Below are 22,084 nucleotides of genomic sequence, written 5' to 3' on the forward strand. Positions count from 1 at the left end.
CGTTGTTCTTCCGAGCCGTGCCGCACCAGCGTGTTCATGTTGTACATCTGGCCGTGGCAGGCCCCCGAATTGCCGCCCGCGCGGTTGATCTCCTCCATGATCACGGAGGCCTCGGTGAGGCCGAGGCCGGAGCCGCCGTATTCCTCGGGGATCAGCGCGGCCATCCAGCCGGCCTTGGTGAGGGCATCGACGAAGTCTTCTGGATAGGCGCGGGCCTCGTCCACCTTGCGATGGTATTCGGCGGGGAAGTCAGCGCAGAGCGCGCGCACCGCGTCGCGGATGTCCTGGAACTGGTCGCTGCCAACGGTCTGCATGGTTTCGGAAACCCTTATTTATCGGCCGGCGGACGCGGCGGTCTTCAGCGTCACCGCGTCGGTCCGGGACAGGATCAGGATGGCATCGGCGAGGGCGCCGGCGGCGCCGGCCCCCATGACGGGAGCGCTCAGGGTCATGAACTTGGCGCGCAGCGCCGCGTCGTCCGGGAAGGTCTCGGGCTCGCCGGACGGGTCCGGGACGGTGCGTTCGAAGATCCCCTTCGACGTCGTGAGGCGCAGCGTGGCACCGAACGGGTGGGGGCGATCCTCGAGGCGCGGGTCGGCGAAGACGGTGATGCGGTCGCTCAGGGCGTCGAGCACAGGGTCGCCGAGCCGCTTGTAGTCGTCCCAGCCGAAGCGGCCCTGGTCGAGGGCCACCGCGGCAGTGAACGGCATGGAGAACTGCCCTTCCACCACCGCGCGCACGCGCCGCTTCTCCGGCAGCGGGTCGGCGGTGAGTTTAATGCCGTTGCGGTGCAGGCCGATGTCCACCTGCTGGATATCGGCCGCCAGGAGAGCATGCTCGGCGCGCAGGGCGAGCAGGCCGTCGAGGGCGGCATGGGTGTAGCGGCAGCTCGGATAGGGCTTGAGGCCGATGCGCAATGTCTCGAAATGCAGTCCCAACCCGGCGACGGCTACGGCGGGATCGGCGCCGTCCGAATAGCCTTTGAGGAAGCCGTGCTCGCCCTCGACGGCGGCGCTCGATCCGTGGAAGCCCTCGGCGGCGAGGAGGGCCGCGATGAGCCCGTTCATGGCCGCCGCACCCACCTGGTAGCGCTTGTTCCATGCGCCGTTGGCGAGGAATTGCAGGGAGCCTGCCGCCTGGCTTCCGGCGACGCCGAAGGCCGCCGCCATGGCCTCGGGGGCAAGGCCCAGCAGGCGTCCGGCGGCCGCGGCGGCGCCGAAGGTGCCGGCTGTCGCGGTGGGGTGAAAGCCGCGCGCATAGTGCCGCGTGGGGTCAAGCGCGAGGCCGAGGCGGCAGCAGACTTCGTAGCCTGCGATCACCGCTGCCACGAAATCTGCGCCGCTCGCCCCCGTCAGTTCCGCGGCCGCAAGCGCGGCGGGGATGACCGGCGCGCTGGGATGCAGCGAGCTTGCCGCATGGGTGTCGTCGAAATCGAGCGAATGGCCGAAAGCGCCATTGAGCAAAGCGGCGGCAGCCGGCCCGTAGCCGCGCGCCTCGCCCAGCACCGTGCACGGGCCGGGCGCGCCGAAGCCGGCCTTTTCCACAAGGGCGCGGATGGATGGGGCGGAATCCGTCTCGAACCCGCCGCGCACGATGTTGCCGACAAAGTCGAGGATCAGCCGTTCCGCCCGCGCGACCACCTCGGCCGGAATGTCCGCAAGCCGGATGCCAGAGGCATAAGAGGCGAGGGTGAGGGTTTCATTGCTCATTGCGTGACCTTCCAGCGGCCTGTGTGCGGGCCAGGATGCGCTCGGCGCGCAGGCGCACGGGGGCGTCCACCATGGCGCCGTCAACCGTTACGACCGAACCGCCCTCGTCCAGTGCGGCGAGGATGCGCGTGGCCCAGCTCACCTCTTCGGCGGTCGGCGCAAAGCCCTTCATCACGGGGGCGATCTGGCTGGGGTGGATGCACAGCTTGCCGGCGAATCCGAGGGCCACGGCATGGGCCGCGTCGTCCTGCGCGAGGGCGGCGTCGTCGACGCGGGTGGTGACGCCGTCCATGGGGCCTTGACCGCCGGCGAGCCGGGCTGCCAGCACCAGCTCGGAACGGGCGGACAGGAGCGCCTCGCGGGTATGGGCGCAGCCGAGATCGGCGGCGAAATCGATGGAGCCGAAGGCGAGGCGCGCGACGCTCGGCGCCGTCGCGATAGACCGCGCCGCCGCGAGACCCCGGGCGCTCTCGATCAGGGGGATGATGGGTATTTCCTCGCCGAGGCGGGCCGCCACCTGCTCCACCTCCTCCCGGCTCTCGGCCTTCGGCAGCATCACGCCGGCGAGCGGCAAGGCCCGCGCGGCGGCGAGATCGTCTGCGTGCCATGGGGTGCCGGAAGCGTTGATGCGCAACAGCACGGGTCCGCCGGCCGGGACGGCGGCGGCGAGGGCATTGCGGGCACCTGCCTTCTCACCGTGGCCCACCGCATCCTCGAGATCGATGATGATGGCGTCCGCGCCGGAGGAGAGCGCCTTCGCGAAGCGGTCTGGGCGCGTCGCCGGGACAAACAGGGCAACGAGCCGCCCGCTTCTGAGCGAAACGGGCCGGGCAAACTCGGACATGGTCGAAACCCGTCGGATGGGGTCGGCGCACTCTCGGCAGGGGCCAGCGCGACGCGACGTCATGGAAACGGGGGCACAGTCACCGCAAACGCGGCTTCAGGCGAAATAGGGATTTGCGCTGGCAGACAGACGCCGCGGCTATAGCGTCGGCTTCCGCCAGCCTGCGGTGAGGCATAACATTCTGCTATAGCGCCTAGGCTTCACTTATATTTGTTTTCTGGCCCCGGCGCGGCGATCTTGCGGAGGAAGAGCCTCGGTCGAGGCGCAGACGGCGTCTGCACCGGCCGGCGAGGTTTCCCCGTCGCCACTCAGTCCGCCGGTGTTTCGATGCATCGTGATCTCGAAGGTATGCTCGTCGTCTCGGTGGAGCAGGCCGTTGCCGCGCCCTACCTCTCCAGCCGGCTGGCGGACGCGGGGGCGCGCGTCATCAAGGTCGAACGCCCCGAAGGCGATTTCGCGCGCAATTACGACAGCCTCGTCCATGGCGAGAGCGCCTATTTCGTCTGGCTCAATCGCGGCAAGGAATCCATCTGCCTCGACCTGAAGGAGCGCGGCGACGCGGACCTGCTCGCCGCCCTGCTCGAAAAGGCCGACATCTTCATCCAGAACCTCGCGCCGGGGGTGATCGAGCGGCTCGGCTTTGCCCCTGATGACCTGCGCCGGCGCAACCCGCGCCTCATCACCTGCTCCATCTCCGGCTATGGCGACGAGGGGCCCTACCGCGACCTCAAGGCCTACGATCTCCTGGTCCAGGCCGAGAGCGGCCTTTCCTCCATCACCGGCAATGAGGCGGGGCTGGCGCGGGTCGGGGTGTCGGTCTGCGATATCGCGGCGGGGATGACCGCCTTCCAGGCAGTGCTCCAGGCCATCATCGGCCGGGAGCGCACCGGCGTGGGGCGCCATGTGTCGGTCTCGCTCTATCATGCCCTGTCCGACTGGATGAACGTGCCGTATCTCCAGTTCGCCTATGGCGGCAAGGTTCCGGTGCGCGCGGGCCTCAGCCATCCCACCATCGCGCCCTATGGGGCCTTCGAGTGCGCCGACGGCAAGGCGGTGCTCCTGTCCATCCAGAACGAGCGCGAGTGGGTGAATTTCTGCGCAGACGTGCTGGGGGATGCGGCCATGGCCGCCGATCCCCGATGGACCAGCAACAGCCTCAGGGTGGAGAACCGGCCGGCGCTGGAGGCGGCCGTCATGGCGGCGTTCCGCGCGCATCCGCGCGACGAGATGGTGGCCCGTCTGGAGAAGGCGCGGATCGCCTATGGCCGGGTCAGCACCATGGAGGATCTTTTGGTCCATCCGCAGAATCGCCATGTGGAGGTCGACACTCCGACCGGCCCGGTGCGTTGCCTGGCGCCGGGGGCGCTGTTCGACCGGATCTTGCCGAGCTTCGGGCCGGTGCCGGCCTTGGGGGCCCATACGGACGCCATTCGCGCAGAGTTCGCTTTGCGCGTGACCGCGGGCACATAAGGAGGGCCGACATGCAGCATCCCGATGCCGGTCCGGCGGATGAGGCGCCCCGCGCGCGCCGTCCTGCCGGCAGCGCGCTCGCGCTGATCGACGACTGGCTCGGGCCGCTGGCCGGCCGGCTGATCCTCGACGTGGGCTGCGGCCGGGGGGCGCTCGCCAAGGCGCTCACGGCACGGGGCACGCATGTGGTGGGCATCGATCCCGCTACTGACGCGATCGAAGCCGCCCGGGTTGCGGTGCCGGAGGCCCGGTTCGAAGCCGGCGGGGCAGAGGCGCTGCCCTATCCCGCCGCCAGCTTCGACGCGGTGCTTCTGCTCAACAGCTTCCACCATGTGCCGCACCACCTGATGGCTGCCGCGCTGGCGGAGGCCATGCGGGTCGGCCGAGGGTCGATGCTCATCATCGAGCCGTTGGCGGAGGGGCCGTTCTTCGAGGCGATGCGGCCGGTGGAGGACGAGACCGCGATACGTCATGCCGCCCAGGCCGCCATCGCCGGTTTCGTGACGCAGGGCCGGGCAACCATCGCCCGGGACTACGTCTTCGACGACGTGCGCCACTTCAGCGGCGTCGATGCCTTCCTCGACAAGATCGTGGCGGTCGATCCCGCCCGCGCCGCAGCGGCGGGGCGACTGAGGGGCGAGGTGGCAGCGCTCATGGCGCGCTGGGGCACGACCGAGGAGGGAGGCGTGCGCCTCGACCAGCCGCACCGGGCGGTGCTGCTGGAGGGAGTGCCCGTCGCTCCATAACTTTTTGGCGTCTGTGGGCGAAGTTCTATAAGCTTCTTGTCTATCAAGGGGCGAGGAAACGCCATGGACCTGCGGCAGCTGCGCTATTTCGTGTCCATCGTCGAGGTGGGCTCATTCTCCAAGGCCGCCCATCGGCTGCGCGTGGCGCAGCCGGCCTTGAGCCAGCACGTGCGCAACATGGAGATCGACCTCGGCGTGGAGCTGCTGTTCCGCAGCCCGCAGGGGGTGCGCGCCACCGAGGCGGGGGAGACGCTGGTGCGCCATGCGCGTCTCATCCTCAGCCAGATGGAGGTGGCGCGGGAGGCGGTGCGCCGGGGCCAGGGCGAGCCCGAGGGCGAGGTCCGCTTCGGCCTTCCGGGCACGGTGAGCCAGATGCTGTGCGTGCCGCTCCTCAGTGAGGCGCGCCGCCGCTACCCCAAGATCAAGCTGCGCGTCGCCGAGGCCATGAGCGGCTTCGTGCTGGACTGGCTGCGCGAGGGCAAGATCGATCTCGGCGTCCTCTACCGGTCGGTGGCGGATCGCACGCTCTTGGCCCGCCGCGTCCTCTCCGAGGAATTGTGCCTGCTAGGTCCAGCGGAACCCATGGAGCGGCCGCATCCCCCGCCGGGTCCGGTCTCCTTCTCCGACATCGCCGACCTCACGCTGATCCTGCCCAGCCTCGGCCACGGCCTGCGCGACCTCATCGAGGAGCGGGCGCTTTCCGAGAATGTGCATCTCAGCACCGTCATCGACATCGACACCTACGGCCAGATCAAGCTGCTGGTGGAGGGCGGGCTCGGCTATTCCATCCTGCCCGGCGCAGCACTGCGGGCAGAGGTGGAAAAGGGCCTGCTGCGCACCTGGCCCATGGGCGAGCCGGTGCTCTCGCGTGACCTGCACCTCGTCCGGCCGGCCGACCGGCCCATGTCCAATGCGGTCCGGGCCATCGAGGAGCTGGCCCATGCAACCCTCGTTCGCCTAGTCCGCGAGGGCGCGTGGCCGGCCGATCTCATCGATGACGAGGCCGGTGCGGCGGCGCTCCGGGAGCGGGTATTGGGCTAGAACTTTCCGCTATGGGATCCAAGTCAAAATAGTCTTTTGAGATAGCCGTCGGCGAAACCAGAATGCCCTCGCCTCCCCCGGTGGGGAGAGAAGAAACGCGGTCGAATCAGACCGATCTGGAGGAACGCCGATGTTGCTTCGTCGCCTCGTCGCGGCAGCGGGACTGTCGCTGCTCGGCCTTTGTCCCGCCCTGGCCCAGCAAAAGCCGGCCGAGCTGAAGATCGGCATCACCACCTACAGCTCGGGCGCGGCGTCCGTCTTCGGCATCCCGGCCCGCGAGGCGGCGGAGATGCTGGCCGCCGACATCAACGCCAAGGGTGGCGTCCAGGGCGTGCCGGTGAAGCTGTTCTTCGTGGATGAAGGCGCCGGCATCGAGACGCTCATGACCGAATATCGCCGCCTGGTGGAGGACACCAAGGTGGACGTGATGTTCGCCTCCATCTCCTCCGGCGTGTGCAACAAGGTCGCCCCGCTGGCCGAGGACCTGAAGGTCCTGAACTTCATGTGGGATTGCGGCACCCAGCGCATCCTCGAGGAAGACAAGTACAATTACGTCTTCCGTACCCAGGCGAACGCGACCCCCGAGGTTCTCGCCCCGCTGCTCTACCTCCTGAAGACCAAGCCGGACTTCAAGACCATTGCCGTGGTGAACCAGGACTATGCCTGGGGCCGCGACAGCTGGGCCATCTTCTCCCAGGCGCTGAAGGTGCTGAAGCCCGACGTGAAGGTGGTGGCGGAATTCTTCCCCAAGTTCGGCGCCGCCGACTTCTCCACCGAGGTCTCGCGCCTGCTGGCGCTGAAGCCGGACGTGATCTTGTCCACCTCCTGGGGCGGCGATCTCGACACCTTCGTGCGGCAGGCCAACCAGCGCGGGCTGTTCAAGTCGTCCCAGTTCGTGCTGCCGCTTGCCGAATCCTCGCTCCAGCGCCTTGGCACCGACCTGCCTGAGGGCGTGATCGTGGGCGGCCGCGGCGACCACTACTTCCTGCACCCCGAGCGCATCGGCGACGCCAAGTTCAAGGCCTTCATGGACGCCTTCAAGCAGAAGACCGGCAGCTATCCCATCTACCCGGTGTTCCACATGGCCCAGGCCTTCGCCGCTCTCGAGGCGGTCTATGCCAAGTCGGTCGCCGCCAACGGCGGCAAGTGGCCGAACCACGACCAGGTGGCCAAGGCGATGCCCGGCCTCACCTTCCAGGCCCTTGGCCGGCCGGTGGAAATCCGCGCCGACGGGCAGGGCGTCGAGGACCAGCTGATCGGCACCACCACCCGGGTGCCGGCCTATAATTTCGACATCCTCGACAACATGATGATCTTCCCCGCCGCGCAGCTGATGCCGCCGGTGGGCCAGAAGTCCGAGGCCTGGATCGCAACGCTGAAGCCCGGCATCGTCGACATCAAGGTCGACACCTTCAAGGCGGCCAAATAGGCCCCGCGATCCAAGCCATCCGACGTTTTTCCGGGCGCGGCATGTCACGTACCGCGCCCGTACCGCAAGGGGCCTTCATGTCCTTCGACACCATCGTGCTGGCCGTCTGCGACGGCGTTGCCTATGCCTCCCTGGTCTTCCTGGTGGCGGTGGGCCTGACGTTCATCTTCGGCGTGCTTGGCGTGCTCAACATCGCCCACGGCAGCTTCTACGCGCTCGGCGCCTATACGGCGGTCAGCGCGGGGATGGCGCTGACCAAGGCGGGGTTCAGCCCCTGGCTCACCTTTCCGGCCCTGTTCGTCGGCGCCATCGCGGTGGGCGTGGTGCTGGGCGGGCTCATGGAGAAGCTGCTGCTCCAGCGCATCTACGACAAGGAGCAGGTGCTGCAGATCCTCGTCACCTTCGCCGTGTTCATGATCCTGGAGAACGTGCAGCGGCTGGTGTGGGGCGTGCAGCCCTATTTCATGTCGGAGCCGCTGCAACTGCTCGGCAACGTCTCCCTGTTCGGCATCAGCTACACCGCCTACCAGACCCTGTTCCTGCCGGCGCTGGCGCTCATCGTGCTGTTCGGCCTGCGCTTCTTCCTGCGCCATACCTCGGCGGGGGCGCAGATCCTCGCCGTCACCGAGGATCGGGAAGCGGCGAGCGCCATCGGCATCGATGCCCAGAAGGTCTATTTCATCACCTTCATCGCCGGCGCGACGCTCGCGGCACTCGGCGGGGCGCTGGCGGCGCCCACCACCTCCCTCATGCCGGGCATGGGGGCGGAGATGATCGTGCTGTCCTTCGCGGTGGCCGCCACCGCCGGCCTCGGCCAGATCGAGGGCGCCGCCGTGGCGGCCCTGATGATCGGCCTCGGGCGATCCGTCGCCGTCTATCTCGCCCCCGAATTCGAGGTGCTCGTGCCCTACATCCTCATGGTCGCGGTGCTCATCTTCCGTCCGAGCGGCCTGTTCGGCGCGCCCCAGCTCAGGAAGATCTGAAAATGGCCCTGCGCTGGATCCTTCTCGTCCTCCTCCTCGCTGTGCTGGCGGCCGTGCCGGCGTTTGCCGCCTCGTCCCAGACCTTTCTTGCCATCGTGTTCGCGAAAAGCCTCGCGGTGCTCGGCCTCCTGCTGCTGCTGCAGGCGGGGCAGGTGTCGTTCGGCCACGGCATGTTCTTCGCGACCGGGGCCTACACCGTGGCCTTCCTCGGCCGCAGCATGGGCGGTGGCGACATCGCTTTGCTGCTCGCCGCCTCGGCGGTGTCGAGCGTGGTTCTCGGCCTGCTGGTGGGCCTGTTCGTGGTGCGCTACCGCTACATCTTCTTCGGCATGTTGAACCTCGCCTTCTCCATGGTGCTCTATTCCATCCTGGAGAAGTTCTTCCACCTCACCGGCGGCTCGGACGGCCTGCGCATCCGCCGGCCCTCCGCGTTCGGCTTCGCCTTCGATCGCGCGCAGTTCGACACGCTGATCTATTACCTCACCCTGGTGCTCGCCTTCGGCGCGGCTTATCTCGTGTGGCGCTATCTGCGCAGCCCGCTCGGACAGGCGCTGAAGGCCATCAAGAGCAACGAGACGCGGCTCGAATACATCGGCCTGTCCGCCCGCTTCGTGATGCTGGTGGGCTATGTGATCTCCGCGCTCCTGTGCGGCATCGGCGGCGCCTGCCTCGGCATCATCCAGGGCATCGCGACGCCCGAGTATAGCTACTGGACGCGCTCGGCGGAGTTCGTCTTCATCGCCATCCTCGGCGGGGTGGGCCATGTGGCGGGGGCGCTCACCGGCACCTTCGTCTACGAGGCGGTGCGCACCTATGCGGCGGCCTTCGTGGCCGACAGCTGGCAGATGATCCTCGGCTTCGTGCTGCTCGCCATCATCCTGAAGGCGCCCACCGGCATCGTCGGCCTGGTGCAGGCCATCGCCGGCCGCCGCAAGGCGCAGGCTGACGCCGCCCTCACCGTGGAGACCGCGCGATGAGCGAGCATCCCATCCTGCTTCAGGCGCGCGGCCTCGAGATCCGCTTCGGCGGCGTGGTGGCGGCCAACGGCATCGACCTCGACGTGCGCGGCGGCGAGAACCTCGCCATCATCGGCCCCAACGGCGCGGGCAAGACCACCTTCCTCAACATCTGCACCGGTTATCTCAGGCCCAAGGCCGGCACGGTGCGGTTCGAGGGCAAGGAGATCACCGCCCATCCGCCGCGGGACATCACCCGCCTCGGCATCGCCCGCGCCTTCCAGATCCCGCAGCTCTTCTCCGACCACACGGTGCTGGAGAACATGCTGCTGGCGGCGGCCTCCCGCGCGCGGCGCTTCAACCTGCTGCGGCCGCTGGAGAAGATCGCCGAGCGCGACGAGATGGTGGAACTGCTCGACCTCGTGGGCTGCGCCGGGGACCTCGACAAGCGCGCCGGCGACCTGCCCGAGGGCCACCGCAAGCTTGTCGACATAGCCATCGCGCTGGCCATGAAGCCCAAGCTCCTGCTCATGGACGAGCCCACCTCCGGCGTCGCCACCGCCGACAAGTTCGGCGTCATGGAGATCCTGGTCTCGGCGCTCGCCAAGGCCAAAGTCGCCTCCGTCTTCGTCGAGCACGACATGGACATGGTGCAGCGTTACGCCGGCCGGGTGGCGGTGTGGAGCGCCGGCAAGATCCAGAAGCTCGGCTCCCCGGCCGAGGTGCTGGAGGATCCCGAGGTCATCCGCACCGTGATCGGAGTTTGATCATGCTCCTCCTCGATCATGTCACCGTCTCCTTCGGCACCGTCCCGGTGCTGCGCGGCGTGTCCTTCCAGCTCAAGGAGGGGGAGGCGGTGGCCTTCGTCGGCCGCAACGGCGCCGGCAAGACCACGACGCTGCGCTCCATCATGGGCTTCACCCGGAATGGCGGGCGCATCGTGTTCGACGGGCACGATTTCGCGGGCATCGCCGCCCACCTGCGGCCAGGCCTCGGCATCGGCTATGCGCCGGAGGACCGCCGCCTGTTCTCCCGCTTCACGGTGGAGGAGAACATCCTGCTTCCGGCGCAGGTGGCTAAGCTCTCGAGCGATGAGACGAAGCGCCGGCTGGATCGCGTCTACCACGTGCTGCCCGAGCTGAAGGAGATGGCCAAGCGCCCGGCGGGCTCGGTCTCCGGCGGGCAGGGGAAGATGGTGGCGCTCGGCCGCGCGCTGATGCTCGCCACCCGTCTCGTACTGCTGGACGAGCCCTTCCAGGGCCTCGCCCCGGTGCTCGCCAACCGTTACGCCGAGGCGCTGCGGCGCCTGCGCGACACCGATCCCAGCCTTGCCCTCATCATTACTGAATCGAACCCGCACCTGCTGCGCAGCTTCGCCGAACGCACCATCACCATCGAGCGTGGCGAGATCGCGGGCGACGTGCCCAACGAAGGACTGGCCGCATGAATGAGCTGAGCCCCGTGATGCCCGCCAAGGGCGTCTTCATCAACAACGCCTGGCGCCCGGCCGCCTCCGGGCGCGTCATCGATGTCTACGCCCCCGCCGAGGGCCGGGTGTTCGCCCAGATCGCCGCCGGCACCGCCGCCGACGTGGATGCGGCGGTCAAGGCCGCGCGCCATGCGGCGGAGGAGGGGGCCTGGAGCCGCCTCACCGCCACCGAGCGCGGCCGCCTGATCTCCAAGCTCGCAGTCGTCATCGCCGACCATGCGGAGGAACTGGCCAAGCTCGAGGCCCGCGACACCGGCAAGCCCATGAAGCAGGCCCGCGCCGACATCGCCGCCACCTCGCGCTACTTCGAGTTCTACGGCGGCGCCGCCGACAAGCTGCACGGCGAGACCATTCCCTTCCTCGCCGGCTATTTCGTGCCCACCGAGCGGGTGCCCCACGGCGTCACCGCCCACATCATCCCGTGGAACTACCCGGCGCAGATGTTCGGCCGCACCATCGGCCCGGCGCTGGCGGTGGGCAACGCCACCGTCATCAAGCCGGCGGAGGATGCCTGCCTCACGCCCCTGCGCCTGGCCGAGCTTGCCGCCGAGGTGGGGTTCCCGGACGGCGCCATCAACATCGTGCCCGGCCTCGGCGAGGAGGCGGGCGCGGCGCTCTCCGCCCATCCGGACATCGATTTCATCGCCTTCACCGGCTCGCCGGAGGTAGGCATCCTGATCCAGACCGCGGCGGCGAAGAACCATATCGGCTGCACCCTGGAGCTGGGCGGCAAGTCGCCCCACGTGGTGTTCGCCGATGCGGACTTCGACGTGGCCATCCCGGTCATCGCCAACACCGTGGTGCAGAACGCCGGGCAGACCTGCTCGGCCGGCTCGCGCCTGCTGGTGGAGCGCAAGGTCTATGAGGAGGTGGTGTCCCGCCTCAACGCCCGCTTCGCCTCGCTGCGCGCCGGCTCGCCGGAGATGGACCTCGACCTCGGCCCGGTGATCAACGCCAAGCAGAAGGAGCGGGTGGAAAGCTTCTTCGCCAAGGCGGCGGCGGACGACGTGGGCGTGGTGGCCGAGGGGCTGGTGGCCGAGGGCGTGCCCGCGGGCGGCTTCTACGTGCCGCCGCGGGTCTACGGCCCGGTGCCGCGCAGCCACATCCTCGCCACCCAGGAAGTGTTCGGCCCGGTGCTCGCGGTGCTGCCCTTCGACGACGAGGCCGACGCCATCGCCCTCGCCAACGGCACCGAGTTCGGCCTCATGGCCGGCATCTGGTCCACCAACGCCTCGCGCGCCATCCGCGTGGCCCGCAAGGTGAAGGCGGGGCAGGTCTATGTGAATGCCTATGGCGCCGGCGGCGGCATCGAACTGCCGTTCGGTGGCATGAAGAAATCCGGCCACGGCCGGGAGAAGGGCTTCGAGGCGCTCTACGAGTTCTCGACCCTCAAGACCCTGATCATCAAGCACGATTGAGGAAGCGGCCCACCATGTCCACTGCTGGAAACCTGCGTCTTTCCGGAAAGACCGCGCTCGTCACGGGCGCCGCCTCGGGCTTCGGCGCCGAGATCGCCCGCGTCTTCGCCCGCGAGGGCGCCAAGGTCGTCATCCTCGACCTGAACGGCGCGGGCGCACAGACGGTGGCCGAGGAGATCGGCCCGGCCGCCATCGCCGTCACGGCGGACGTGACCAGCCGCGCCGACATCGAGGCGGCGGTGAAGGCCACAATCGCTCATGGCGGCAAGATCGACATCGTCGTCAACAACGCGGGCTGGACCCACCGCAACAAGCCGCTGATGGAAGTGACCGAGGAAGAATTCGACAAGGTCTACGCCATCAACGTGAAGTCCATCTATCACATGATCCACACCATCGTTCCGGTCATGTCGGCCCAGGGCGGCGGCGTGGTGGTGAACGTGGGTTCCACCGCCGGCATCCGCCCGCGGCCGGGCCTCACCTGGTACAATTCCTCCAAGGGCGCGGTGAACCTTGCCACCCGCTCGCTGGCGGTGGAGCTGGCGCCGCAGAAGATTCGCGTGAACTGCGTCGCCCCGGTGATGGGCGCCACCGGCCTGCTGGAGAGCTTCATGGGCGTGCCCGACACGCCGGAGAACCGCGCGCGTTTCATCTCCACCATTCCCCTCGGCCGGCTCTCCGAGCCGAAGGACATCGCCAACGCCTGCCTCTACCTTGCCTCCGACGAGGCGGAGTTCATCACCGGCGTGGTGCTGGAGGTGGACGGCGGCCGCACCATCTGATCGCAAGAGAGCGTTTTCGAGCGAAGTGGACACCGGTTCGCGTGAAGAAAACGCGTCAATGTAAGAGTCTAGAGCGTTTTCGAGCGAAGTGGACACCGGTTCGCGTGAAGAAAACGCGTCGGTGCAAGAGCCTAGAGCGCTTTCCGTGAGCCAGGGCGAGCGAAAAACGCTCTAGGGAGCCCGGCCGGCGCCAACCGCCGGGCTCCTTCGCTCTCGCCACGGTGGGGGTGCGTGTTCCGAGGGGAAGAGCGCCGGCATACGGCGCCGTGAGGGAGGAGGGAGTCGGATCGCCTGTCGCGCATCGTCACCTGTCTCGCAGCCCGACGATGGCGCGGATCGGCCGGCTCCCGGACCAATGCGTCAGGGAGGACAGACATGAACGATCCGAGGATGCTGATCACACGCCGGCGCGCGCTCCTGGGCGGCGCCCTTTCCGTGGGCGCGCTTGCGCTGGGGACGGGCCTTGCGCCTGCCTTCGCCAAGGCGCCGCTGGTGGGCCAGCCGGCGCCCTATTTCTACCGCTTCAAGTTCGGTGACGGCGAGATCACCGTGGTGTCCGACGGCACGCTGCCGCTCGGCGACCCCCACGCCAACTTCACCGGCCTGTCCGCCCCGGAGATGGACCGGCAGCTCACGTCCAACTTCCTGCCCCTCTCCAACGCGGTGCTGGAGCAGAACATCCTGGTGCTGAACACCGGCGAGAAGCTGATCGTGTTCGATACCGGCATGGGCACGTCCAAGCTGTTCGGCCCCACCACCGGCAAGCTGATGACCTCCATCAAGCAGGCGGGCATCGATCCGAAGGACGTGGACGCGGTGGTGATGAGCCATGCCCATATCGACCATTGCGGGGGCTGCATGGCCGAGGACGGCACGCGCAACTTCCCCAATGCCCAGTATTATATCTCCCAGGCCGATTACGATTACTGGACCGACGAGAAGACTGTGGGGCCGAACCTGAAGGCCTTTCTGGAGCAGGCGCGCAAGAACCTCGTTCCCAACCGCGACCGCATGGTGTTCTTCAAGGACGGGGAGGAATTCCTGCCCGGCATCCAGTCCATCTCCGCGCCGGGACATACGGTGGGGCACACCGTGTTCATGATCAGCTCCGGCGGCAAGCAGCTGTGCTACATCGGCGACCTCGCCCACCATCCGGTGCTGCTCTTGGAGCAGCCGCTCACCGAGTTCATGTACGACACCGACCCCAGGCAGTCGGCCCAGTCGCGGGTGAAGGTGCTGTCCATGCTCGCGGCCAACCGCATTCCCCTCATCGCCTACCATTTCGCCTGGCCGGGCTTCGGCCATGTGGCGGCGCAGGGGCAGGGCTTCCGCTATTTTCCGGCGCCCATGGTGATGGAGATGTGAGGCCGGGCGCGCGTGCGCATGACCCGTGCGGCCGTGCGCGAGCAACGCGGCCGATGGTCTGAGATCGGATGGGGAGGCGGCGTCCTGCCGCCTCCCCATCCCCACGACAAGGAAAGCCAGGCGCCATGTGCTCCGCCCAAGTCCGCCCCGCCCAAGCCAGCTCCACCGGTGTCCGCCCCGTTGGCGCTGCAACCGTCATCCGCGAGGACGACATCGTCCAGAGCGTCGCCGATGCGCTCCAGTACATCTCCTTCTTCCATCCGGCGGACTACATCGCCCATCTCGCCCGCGCCCATGCGCGCGAGGCCTCCCCCGCGGCCCGCGATGCCATCGCCCAGATCCTCGTGAATTCGCGCATGGCGGCGCTGGGGCGGCGGCCCATCTGCCAGGATACCGGCCTCGTGGTGGTGTTCGCCAAGGTGGGCATGGAGGTGCGCATCGACAGCGCCCGGCCCTTCGCCGACCTCATCAACGATGCCGTGCGCCGCGCCTATCTGGACGAGGCCAATCCCCTGCGCGCCTCCATGGTGGGGGACCCGCTGTTCGAACGGCGTAACACCAGGGACAACGCCCCGGCGGTGGTGCACGTGGAGCTGGTGCCGGGCGCCACGCTGGAGATCACGGTGGCGGCCAAGGGCGGCGGCTCGGAGAACAAGGCGAAGTTCGTGACGCTGGATCCCGGCGCCAGCGTGGAGGAGTGGGTGCTGAAGACCGTGCCGGAGCTGGGCGCGGGCTGGTGCCCGCCGGGGGTCATCGGCCTCGGCATCGGCGGCTCGGCGGAAAAGGCCATGCTGATCGCCAAGGAGGCGCTGCTGGAGGAGATCGACATGACCGATCTCCTCGCGCGCGGTCCCTCCAGCAAGCTGGAGGAGATGCGCATCTCCCTCTACGAGAAGATCAACGCGCTGGGCATCGGCGCCCAGGGCCTCGGCGGCCTCACCACAGTGGTCGACGTGAAGATCGCCACCTTCCCCACCCATGCGGCCTCGAAACCTGTGGCGCTCATTCCCCAGTGCGCCGCCAACCGCCACGCCACCATCGTGCTCGATGGCTCGGGGCCGGTGCGGCTCGATCCGCCGGATCTTTCGGCCTGGCCGCAGATCGTGCTGGACGCCGCCGACGGCAGCGCCCGCCGGGTCAGTCTCGATGGGCTGACGCGGGCGGAGGTCGCCTCCTGGACGCCGGGGCAGAAGCTGCTGCTCTCCGGCCGTATGCTCACCGGCCGCGACGCCGCCCATCAGCGCCTCATCGACATGCTGAAGGCCGGCACGCCCCTGCCGGTCAGCCTCGAAGGCCGCGTCATCTATTATGTCGGGCCGGTGGACCCGGTGGGGGACGAGGCGGTGGGCCCGGCCGGCCCCACCACCTCCACCCGCATGGATCGCTACACCGACGCCATCCTCGGCACCGGCCTTCTCGCCATGGTGGGCAAGGCGGAACGGGGGCCGGAGGCGATCGCGGCCATCGCCCGGCACAAGGCGGCCTATCTCGTCGCCGTGGGCGGGGCGGCCTATCTCGTCTCCAAGGCCATCAAGGCGGCGCGGGTGGTGGCCTTCGAAGACCTCGGCATGGAGGCCATCTACGAGTTCGAGGTGGAGGACATGCCGGTGACGGTGGCGGTGAGCGCCGAGGGCCAGTCCATCCACACCCTTGGGCCGGCACTCTGGCGGGAGCGGATCGCCGGGCAGCCCTGAGCGGGAGCCGCCTCCCGGGCCTACTCCGCGTCGGCCAGATGCTGGCGGACCCAGGAGGCCACGCCGGAGATGCTGGCGAATTCGCACACGGCACGCGCCTGAAGGTGCGGCAGGCGTTCGCGGGCCATGCGCGACAGGCCGCTGCCCGGCCCCAGCTCCAGCAGGACGGTGCAGCGCCGTTCATCGATGGCGTCGAGGCAGGCGGCCCAGTCGAGGGGGTGGTCGATCTGGGTGGCCAGCGCCTCGATGGCCTTGGCCCGGTTGCGCACGGCGGCGCCTGACACGCCGGCCAGCACCGGGGCGGTCGGGGCCTGCCAGGCGGCCTCCAGCAGCCGCGCGCGGAATGGCTCGCGTGCCGGCTCCATGAGGGGCGTGTGGGAGGCGATGGCGATGGACAGGGCCGTCGCCTTGCCGCCCTTCACCTCGGCCGCATGCTCCAGGGCGGCGAGGTCCGCCGTGCGGCCGCCGGCGATGAAGCGGTCCTCACCGTTGACAATGGCGATGAAACAGCCGGTCCGCCGGCACAGGGCCGCGAGCGTCGCCCGGTCGAGCCCGCGCACCGCGCACAGGCCGCCGGGCTCGGCGCTGGCCGCATCCATGAGTTCAGCGCGCTGGCGGGCCAGCCGCACCACCGCCTCAGGAGCCAAGGCCCCGGCGCAGCCGTGGGCCGCAAGCTCGCCCACGCTGTAGCCCGCGAACACCGCCGGCTCGGGAATATGATCCCGCAGCAGGGCGAAGGTGGCGAGGGCGATGGTGCACACCAGCGGCTGGGCGATGGCGTTGGCGTGGCACAGGTCGGGCGGAAGGGTCAGGGGATCGTGCCCGATCACCTCTGCGAGGACATGGAGCAGGGGTTTCGCCCCCGGCGATCCGCGCAGCAGGTCGAGCATTCCGGGGGTCTGGTCGCCCTGGCCGGGGCAGAGAATGGCGAGCGTCATCCTGCCGCCTCACGGGTCCAGCGACTGGACGAAGATCGCCGCCGCGAGGATGTCGGCGCTTCCGCCCGGCGACAAGTGCCGCGCGATGCACGCGTGGTGCAGGCCGAGCGCCCGTGCGCGCCAGTCCGGGGCCGCAACGCCGCCGGCTTCCAGAAAGGCTGAGGCCTGCGCGCGCACGAAGGCGAGCCCGTCCGCGCCGCCGCGATGGAGGAGGTTGGTGTCGTCGAGCCGCGCCATGACGGCGAAGAGGCTCTGGACCCGGGCCCGCTCGGCACAGCCCAGGCGGGCGAACGTGTCCTTCAGCGCCGGCAGGGCCACCGCCATGAGGGTCGGAAAGCCCGCGAGCGCCTCTTCCCGCGCCCCGCGCGCCCGGAAGCGGGCGACCATCCGCCGGCCGTGGCTCGCGGGCGCGGCTCCGGCGGCGGCCGCGATGGCATCGCCCCACTGGTCCAGCACGGTGCCCACGAGGGCGTCGGGCGCGAGGCTCAGGCCGCGCGCCACCCGGAAGCCGGCGGCGGCGGCGAGCAGGCCGATACAGAAGATGGCGCCGCGATGGGTGTTGATGCCGCCCGTCGCCTTCAGCATGCGGGTTTCGGCGGCGATGCCGAGGCGCTGCAATTCGTTGAACGGGGCAGCGCCCATGCCCGCGTCCGCGATGTCCTGGAAATAGCGGCGCAAGGCGAACAGGCTGCGCAGGAAGGTGACGGCGTCCATGTCGTCATGGGCGCCGTTGTCCACGAGGCTCACAAGCCCCGGCTTGGGATAAAGCACCAGTTCCTGGTGCAGGGCCGCGACGGCGCGCCGGCCGATGGACAGCGACAGGCGCGATGCCGCGCCGATCTCGCGCACATGCCTCATGCCGCCTCCTGTCCGCTGGTGACGAACAGCTCCGCCGTGGAACGAAGCGCGAGACTGCGCAGGTGCTTGACCAGGACACGCTCCGGCCCGGCAAGGACTTCTCGCCACGCCGCGGCGCCGCCATCCGGCAGCACGAACTCGCCGTCCAGCCGTGGGGCCGGATGGGCTGTGCCGAAGCCCTCGAGAAGCCGTCCGGCCGCGATGCAGGCGGCGGCATCGGCGGGGAACAGGAGCAGGTCCACGTCCGACGCGGCGGTGAGATAGCCCGTATCGCGCCCCTCCATGCCGTCGCACGCCAGAGCGTGCCAGGCGAGGGAGCCGAACACGCGGGGGCCGAGGCCCGCCGCGTCCAGCTGGGCGGCGAGGTCCCGAAGTGGGCCGCGCCAGGACGCCGGCGCGAGCGCTGCTGCCGCATCGAGCGTCAGGGGCGGTGCGACTGCGCCGATGGCGCCGGCCTCGACCACCAGCCCGACCCGGCGCCGGCCGGGCAAGGCGAGGCCGAGGCGGATGCCGTCCTCGGGATCGGTGGAGACCGGCCTGGCGGCGACCAGCGGCCGGCCGGCGGCGATCCAGTCGGCGACCACGGGCGCCTCGGCCGCGGGCAGCGGGAAGGCGAGGGCCTCCCGCCAGTGTGCGGCGAGCCAGACCCGGTCGTGGCGCCGCACCTGTGGAGGGACGGGCGCCGGATCACGGGGCGCCATGGCGCACCCGCTCGGCCACGTCGAGGGCGAGCCTGCGGCCGCCCCGCTCCGCCCCGCGGGCGCGGCGCTGGTCGGCGGTGTCGTGGGTGGAGAGGGCCGCAGCCAGCTCCCGGGCGAGGTCGCCGCTCCACAGGGCCTCGATGGCGCCCATGCGCCAGTAGTTCTCCACCCCGGGGGCGAACACCGGCGAGGTCTTGCTCAGCTCCTCCAGCCGCTCCAGCGGGATCTTGGTGATGCGCGACATGGCGGGCAGGTTCATCACCCGCACCTCGGCCTCCTTCAGCGCGAAGCAGCGGTCGGAGAACAGGCTGCTCGCGAGGAAGCCGCCGCTCACCGCCTGCGACCAGACGAGGCCGAGGATGGGATGGCCAGTGTTGCGGGCAAGCGCAAGGCACTTGGCGAGGTGCGCCATGTAGCCGTTGATACCCAAAAGCTCGTCGCGATGGCTGAGGCGCTGGCCCTGGGTGTCCACCAGCAGCAGGATGGGCCGGCCGGGATGGTCGCGCACGATGGCGAGCACCTCGCCCGCCATGCGGAAGGCAAGCTCGACGCCGATGGGGGCGGCATCCACGCTGCCGATCACCGCGACGGTCTGGCCCGCGCTGGTGCCAGTGCCGGAGAAGAACAGGCCGTCACGGGTGATGGCGTGGCCGTCCGGAAATAGGCGGTCGAACAGGGTTTCGGCGTCCAGGGTCTGCGCGTCCAGGGGTTGCGTGTCCAGAGTTTGCGTGTCCAGAGTTTGCGTATCCATGTCAGGCCCTCCGTCCGGCGGCGAGCGCCCGGAATGCGTCGGCTTCCAGCAAAGGCAGGCGGTCCGGCGCCTCGAAGCCGAGGTCGCGCCAGATGTCGAGCGCGTCACGGCAGGCGCCGAAGCGCGTGATGCGGGCGCCGAGGCCGGCATGCTCGGCCTCCAGCGCGGCCAGCGACAGGTCGGGCCGGGCGTGCTCCAGCGCCGCGATGGCGGCGGCGCGGAAGGCGGCCATGTCGTCGGCGACGATCTCGGCCGCCTCGCCCAGCAGGTAGCGGTGCTTGCCGCCCACCGTGCGCCAGACCAAGGCGCGGTCGCGGGAATCGAACTCCTCCACCCCGCAGGTGGTCTCGATCACCTCCGGGCCGGACAGGCCGAGCCGGCCTTCCTCGCTCATGATGACGGCGTCGCACAGCCGGGCGACGATGCCCATGCCGCCGAAGCAGCCGAATTGTCCGCCATCGAGCAGGATCACCGGCACCCCGGCGCCGCGCAAGGCGAGCACCGCGCGCATGATCTCGGACACGGCAATGAGGCCGGCATTGGCCTCGTGCAGGCGCACGCCGCCGGATTCCACCAGCAGGATCACGCCGGCAGGGCGGGTGTCCAGCGCCCGCTCCAGCAGGCCGGTGAGCTTGGCGCCGTGCACCTCCCCCACCGCCCCGCCCATGAACCCGCCCTCCTGGGCCGCCACCAGAATGGGGCGTCCATCAAGACGGCCCTCGCCCACCACGATGCCGTCGTCGAAGGCCGCGGGGGTGTCGAGCTGAAGCAGATGCGGGCTCATGACCCGCTCCTGCGGCGGCAGGATCTCGATGAACGAGCCCGCGTCCAGAAGGCCGGCGACGCGCTCGCGGGCGCTCGCCTCGTAATAGCTGGTCATTGCCCGCCTCCCAGATAGGTCTCGATCGCCTGGTCGAGCCGCAGCGACACCACCGCCGGCGTCGCGCCCACGTCGTTGATGGAGATGCGCAGGTCGCCGAGGCCGTGCCGCGCGAAGAAATCGTCCATCACCGCCTGCCAGATGCGGCCGAAGCCCACCGCGGCGGTGGTGATCTCGATGGTCATGGCGCCATCCTGCGCCACCGGTTCCACCAGCACTTCCAGATTGCCGGAGCCGACGACGCCGGCCAGGGTGGCCTTGGCGTTGCGCGTGGCCGGTCGTCCGCCGGCATAGGTGAAGGTCAGCCGTTCCATGGGTGTCTCCTCACCAGTTGCGGAAGCGCTTGGGCGGGTCGTAGAGCCCGCCTGACGCCCGCACGAGGTCCTTGATGGAGCGCGCGGCGAGCAGGTCGCGCGTCGCGCTGCGCTTGTCGATGCAGAGGTCCTCGGGCCGCAGGATGATGCCGCGGTCGTGCAGATTCTCCACTGCGCGCTTGTCGCGGCCGAGCCCCACCGGGGTGTAGCCCGCCACGCCGCGGATCGCCTGCTCGCGCTCCTCGTCGGTGCGGCAGAGCAGGAGGTTGGCGATGCCCTCCTCGGTGAGGATGTGGGTGACATCCTCGCCGTAGATCATCACCGGCGGCAGGTCCATGCCGGCGCTCTCGGCGAGGGCGAAGGCATCCAGCGTCTCGACGAAGGCCGGCTGCATGTGCTCGCGATAGGTCTCCACCATCTGCACCACCAGCTTCTGCCCGCGCGGCACCAGGTTGCGCCCCGCCCGCGCCTCGCGTCCCGCCTTGAGCCAGGTGGGGCTGGCATGGCGCCGGCCGCGGGCATCCGCCCCCATGTTGGGCGCGCCGCCGAAGCCGGCGATGCGCCCGAGCGTCGCCGTGGAGCTGTTGCCGGCGAGGTCGATCTGCAGGGTCGAGCCGATGAAGAGGTCGCAGGCATAGTGGCCCGCCGCCTGGCACATGGCCCGGTTGGAGCGCATGGAGCCGTCCGGGCCGGTGAAGAACACGTCCGGCCGGGCGCGGATATAGGCTTCCATGCCCAGCTCGGAGCCGAACGAATGCACCGATTGCACGAAGCCCGCCTCGATGGCCGGGATCAGCGCCGGATGCGGGTTCAGCGCCCAGTGGCGGCAGATCTTGCCCTTGAGGCCGAGGCTTTCGGCATAGGTGGGCAGGATCAGCTCGATGGCGGCGGTGTCGAAGCCGATGCCGTGGTTGAGCCGGTTGACCTCGTAGGGCGCATAGATGCCCTTGATGGCCATCATGGCCATCAACACCTGGATGTCGGAGATCTGCGCCGGATCGCGGGTGAACAGCGGCTCGATGTAATGGGGCTTCGGGCTCGGTATGACGAAGTCGACCCAGTCCGCGGGGATGTCCACCCGCGGCAGGGTATCCACCAGCTCGTTCACTTGGGCGATGACGATGCCGCGCTTGAAGGCGGTGGCCTCGACGATGACCGGCGTATCCTCGGTATTGGGGCCGGTATAGAGATTGCCGTTGCGGTCCGCCGCCTGGGCGCAGACGAGGCTGACGCGCGGGGTGAGGTCCACGAAATAGCGGCTGAACAATTCGAGATAGGTGTGGATCGCGCCGATGGCGATCTGCCCGCCCGACACCAGCCGGGCGAGCCGCGCGCCCTGCGGCCCGGAGAAGGAGAAATCCAGCCGGGACGCGACCCCGCTCTCGAACACGTCGAGATGCTCCGGCAGGGCGAGCACCGACTGCACCATGTGCAGGCCGTTCACCCGGGCGGGATCGAGCCCCGCCAGCACCTTGGCGAGAAAATCCGCCTGCTTCTGGTTGTTGCCCTCCAGGCAGACGCGGTCGCCGGTCTCCAGGATGGCCTCCAGCAGCGCCGCCGCGTCGGCGCTATTGACCACCTTGCCTCGGGCGAGGGGGGCGGCGCGCTCGAGGCGCGCCTCCCGGTTGCGGGCCTGCGTGTTCCAGTCCCGCGCGGCGGGTGCGGAAGACGGGGCGCAAGATGTGGCGCTTGCGGGCGCGGTCTGTTGCAGCATTC

General features: G+C 69.4%; 22 protein-coding genes. 12 read left to right on the forward strand and 10 right to left on the reverse strand.

The features are described from left to right. From FZ033_RS06970 to FZ033_RS06980, 3 genes are all read right to left on the reverse strand, one after another. The coding region (locus FZ033_RS06970) for an acyl-CoA dehydrogenase family protein (protein ID WP_149575442.1) at positions 1-314 on the reverse strand (314 nt) is incomplete at its 3' end. 18 nt (positions 315-332) lie between these two features. After that, positions 333-1,709 carry an MmgE/PrpD family protein gene (locus FZ033_RS06975; RefSeq protein ID WP_149575443.1) on the reverse strand — a complete coding sequence of 459 codons (1,377 nt, stop codon included), beginning with the start codon at positions 1,707-1,709 and terminating at the stop codon, positions 333-335. Beyond that, on the reverse strand, positions 1,699-2,553 hold the full coding sequence (locus tag FZ033_RS06980; protein WP_149575444.1) for an HpcH/HpaI aldolase/citrate lyase family protein: 855 nt from the start codon (positions 2,551-2,553) through the stop codon (positions 1,699-1,701). Before FZ033_RS06980 ends, FZ033_RS06975 begins: the two co-directional genes overlap by 11 nt. Positions 2,554-2,880: 327 nt before the next feature. Between FZ033_RS06980 and FZ033_RS06985 the strand changes: the two genes are divergently transcribed. The 12 genes from FZ033_RS06985 to FZ033_RS07040 all read left to right on the forward strand — a co-directional run bounded on the left by FZ033_RS06985 (position 2,881) and on the right by FZ033_RS07040 (position 15,926). Continuing rightward, positions 2,881-4,023 (forward strand): CaiB/BaiF CoA transferase family protein, encoded by a 1,143-nt coding sequence (locus FZ033_RS06985; RefSeq protein ID WP_149575445.1) that lies wholly within the window; start codon positions 2,881-2,883, stop codon positions 4,021-4,023. 11 nt (positions 4,024-4,034) lie between these two features. Then, on the forward strand, positions 4,035-4,769 hold the full coding sequence (locus tag FZ033_RS06990) for a class I SAM-dependent methyltransferase (protein ID WP_149575446.1): 735 nt from the start codon (positions 4,035-4,037) through the stop codon (positions 4,767-4,769). A gap of 63 nt (positions 4,770-4,832) precedes the next feature. Next, on the forward strand, positions 4,833-5,810 hold the full coding sequence (locus FZ033_RS06995) for a LysR family transcriptional regulator (RefSeq protein ID WP_149575447.1): 978 nt from the start codon (positions 4,833-4,835) through the stop codon (positions 5,808-5,810). 130 nt (positions 5,811-5,940) lie between these two features. Next, positions 5,941-7,239 (forward strand): ABC transporter substrate-binding protein, encoded by a 1,299-nt coding sequence (locus tag FZ033_RS07000; protein WP_149575448.1) that lies wholly within the window; start codon positions 5,941-5,943, stop codon positions 7,237-7,239. 77 nt (positions 7,240-7,316) lie between these two features. Then, on the forward strand, positions 7,317-8,222 hold the full coding sequence (locus FZ033_RS07005) for a branched-chain amino acid ABC transporter permease (RefSeq protein ID WP_149575449.1): 906 nt from the start codon (positions 7,317-7,319) through the stop codon (positions 8,220-8,222). Positions 8,223-8,224: 2 nt separating this feature from the next. Then, positions 8,225-9,199, forward strand: coding sequence for a branched-chain amino acid ABC transporter permease (locus FZ033_RS07010; RefSeq protein WP_149575450.1), 975 nt, complete (start codon positions 8,225-8,227; stop codon positions 9,197-9,199). After that, complete coding sequence (locus FZ033_RS07015; RefSeq protein WP_149575451.1) at positions 9,196-9,945, forward strand: ABC transporter ATP-binding protein; 750 nt, start codon at positions 9,196-9,198, stop codon at positions 9,943-9,945. The genes FZ033_RS07010 and FZ033_RS07015 overlap by 4 nt, the downstream gene beginning before the upstream one ends. 2 nt (positions 9,946-9,947) lie before the next feature. Next, a complete protein-coding gene (locus FZ033_RS07020; RefSeq protein ID WP_149575452.1) occupies positions 9,948-10,625 on the forward strand; it encodes an ABC transporter ATP-binding protein in 678 nt (225 codons plus the stop codon). Beyond that, positions 10,622-12,085 (forward strand): aldehyde dehydrogenase family protein, encoded by a 1,464-nt coding sequence (locus tag FZ033_RS07025; protein WP_149575453.1) that lies wholly within the window; start codon positions 10,622-10,624, stop codon positions 12,083-12,085. The genes FZ033_RS07020 and FZ033_RS07025 overlap by 4 nt, the downstream gene beginning before the upstream one ends. A gap of 32 nt (positions 12,086-12,117) precedes the next feature. Then, on the forward strand, positions 12,118-12,867 hold the full coding sequence (locus FZ033_RS07030) for an SDR family oxidoreductase (protein ID WP_149575791.1): 750 nt from the start codon (positions 12,118-12,120) through the stop codon (positions 12,865-12,867). A 375-nt stretch (positions 12,868-13,242) separates the two neighbouring features. Beyond that, entirely contained in the window at positions 13,243-14,232 is a 990-nt protein-coding gene (locus tag FZ033_RS07035; protein ID WP_149575454.1) for an MBL fold metallo-hydrolase, read from the forward strand. A gap of 125 nt (positions 14,233-14,357) precedes the next feature. After that, positions 14,358-15,926 carry a fumarate hydratase gene (locus FZ033_RS07040; RefSeq protein WP_149575455.1) on the forward strand — a complete coding sequence of 523 codons (1,569 nt, stop codon included), beginning with the start codon at positions 14,358-14,360 and terminating at the stop codon, positions 15,924-15,926. Positions 15,927-15,946: 20 nt separating this feature from the next. Here the strand turns inward: FZ033_RS07040 and FZ033_RS07045 are convergent, their stop codons facing one another. From FZ033_RS07045 to mdcA, 7 genes are read right to left on the reverse strand one after another with little or no spacing between them, the layout of a single operon-like run. Next, positions 15,947-16,864 (reverse strand): ACP S-malonyltransferase, encoded by a 918-nt coding sequence (locus tag FZ033_RS07045; RefSeq protein ID WP_149575456.1) that lies wholly within the window; start codon positions 16,862-16,864, stop codon positions 15,947-15,949. A 9-nt stretch (positions 16,865-16,873) separates the two neighbouring features. Beyond that, positions 16,874-17,722 (reverse strand): triphosphoribosyl-dephospho-CoA synthase MdcB, encoded by an 849-nt coding sequence (gene mdcB, locus FZ033_RS07050; RefSeq protein ID WP_149575457.1) that lies wholly within the window; start codon positions 17,720-17,722, stop codon positions 16,874-16,876. Further along, a complete protein-coding gene (gene mdcG / locus FZ033_RS07055) occupies positions 17,719-18,423 on the reverse strand; it encodes a malonate decarboxylase holo-[acyl-carrier-protein] synthase (protein WP_149575458.1) in 705 nt (234 codons plus the stop codon). Before mdcG ends, mdcB begins: the two co-directional genes overlap by 4 nt. Then, complete coding sequence (mdcE, locus tag FZ033_RS07060; RefSeq protein ID WP_232847369.1) at positions 18,410-19,174, reverse strand: biotin-independent malonate decarboxylase subunit gamma; 765 nt, start codon at positions 19,172-19,174, stop codon at positions 18,410-18,412. The genes mdcG and mdcE overlap by 14 nt, the downstream gene beginning before the upstream one ends. A gap of 1 nt (position 19,175) precedes the next feature. Then, positions 19,176-20,054, reverse strand: coding sequence for a biotin-independent malonate decarboxylase subunit beta (locus tag FZ033_RS07065; RefSeq protein WP_149575459.1), 879 nt, complete (start codon positions 20,052-20,054; stop codon positions 19,176-19,178). Then, positions 20,051-20,368 carry a malonate decarboxylase acyl carrier protein gene (gene mdcC / locus FZ033_RS07070; protein ID WP_149575460.1) on the reverse strand — a complete coding sequence of 106 codons (318 nt, stop codon included), beginning with the start codon at positions 20,366-20,368 and terminating at the stop codon, positions 20,051-20,053. The genes FZ033_RS07065 and mdcC overlap by 4 nt, the downstream gene beginning before the upstream one ends. 10 nt (positions 20,369-20,378) lie before the next feature. Beyond that, positions 20,379-22,082 carry a malonate decarboxylase subunit alpha gene (gene mdcA, locus FZ033_RS07075; protein WP_149575461.1) on the reverse strand — a complete coding sequence of 568 codons (1,704 nt, stop codon included), beginning with the start codon at positions 22,080-22,082 and terminating at the stop codon, positions 20,379-20,381. Between the last annotated feature and the right edge of the window lie 2 nt (positions 22,083-22,084).

Origin of the sequence: Xanthobacter oligotrophicus (assembly GCF_008364685.1) — a bacterium.
Lineage (GTDB): Bacteria > Pseudomonadota > Alphaproteobacteria > Rhizobiales > Xanthobacteraceae > Xanthobacter > Xanthobacter oligotrophicus.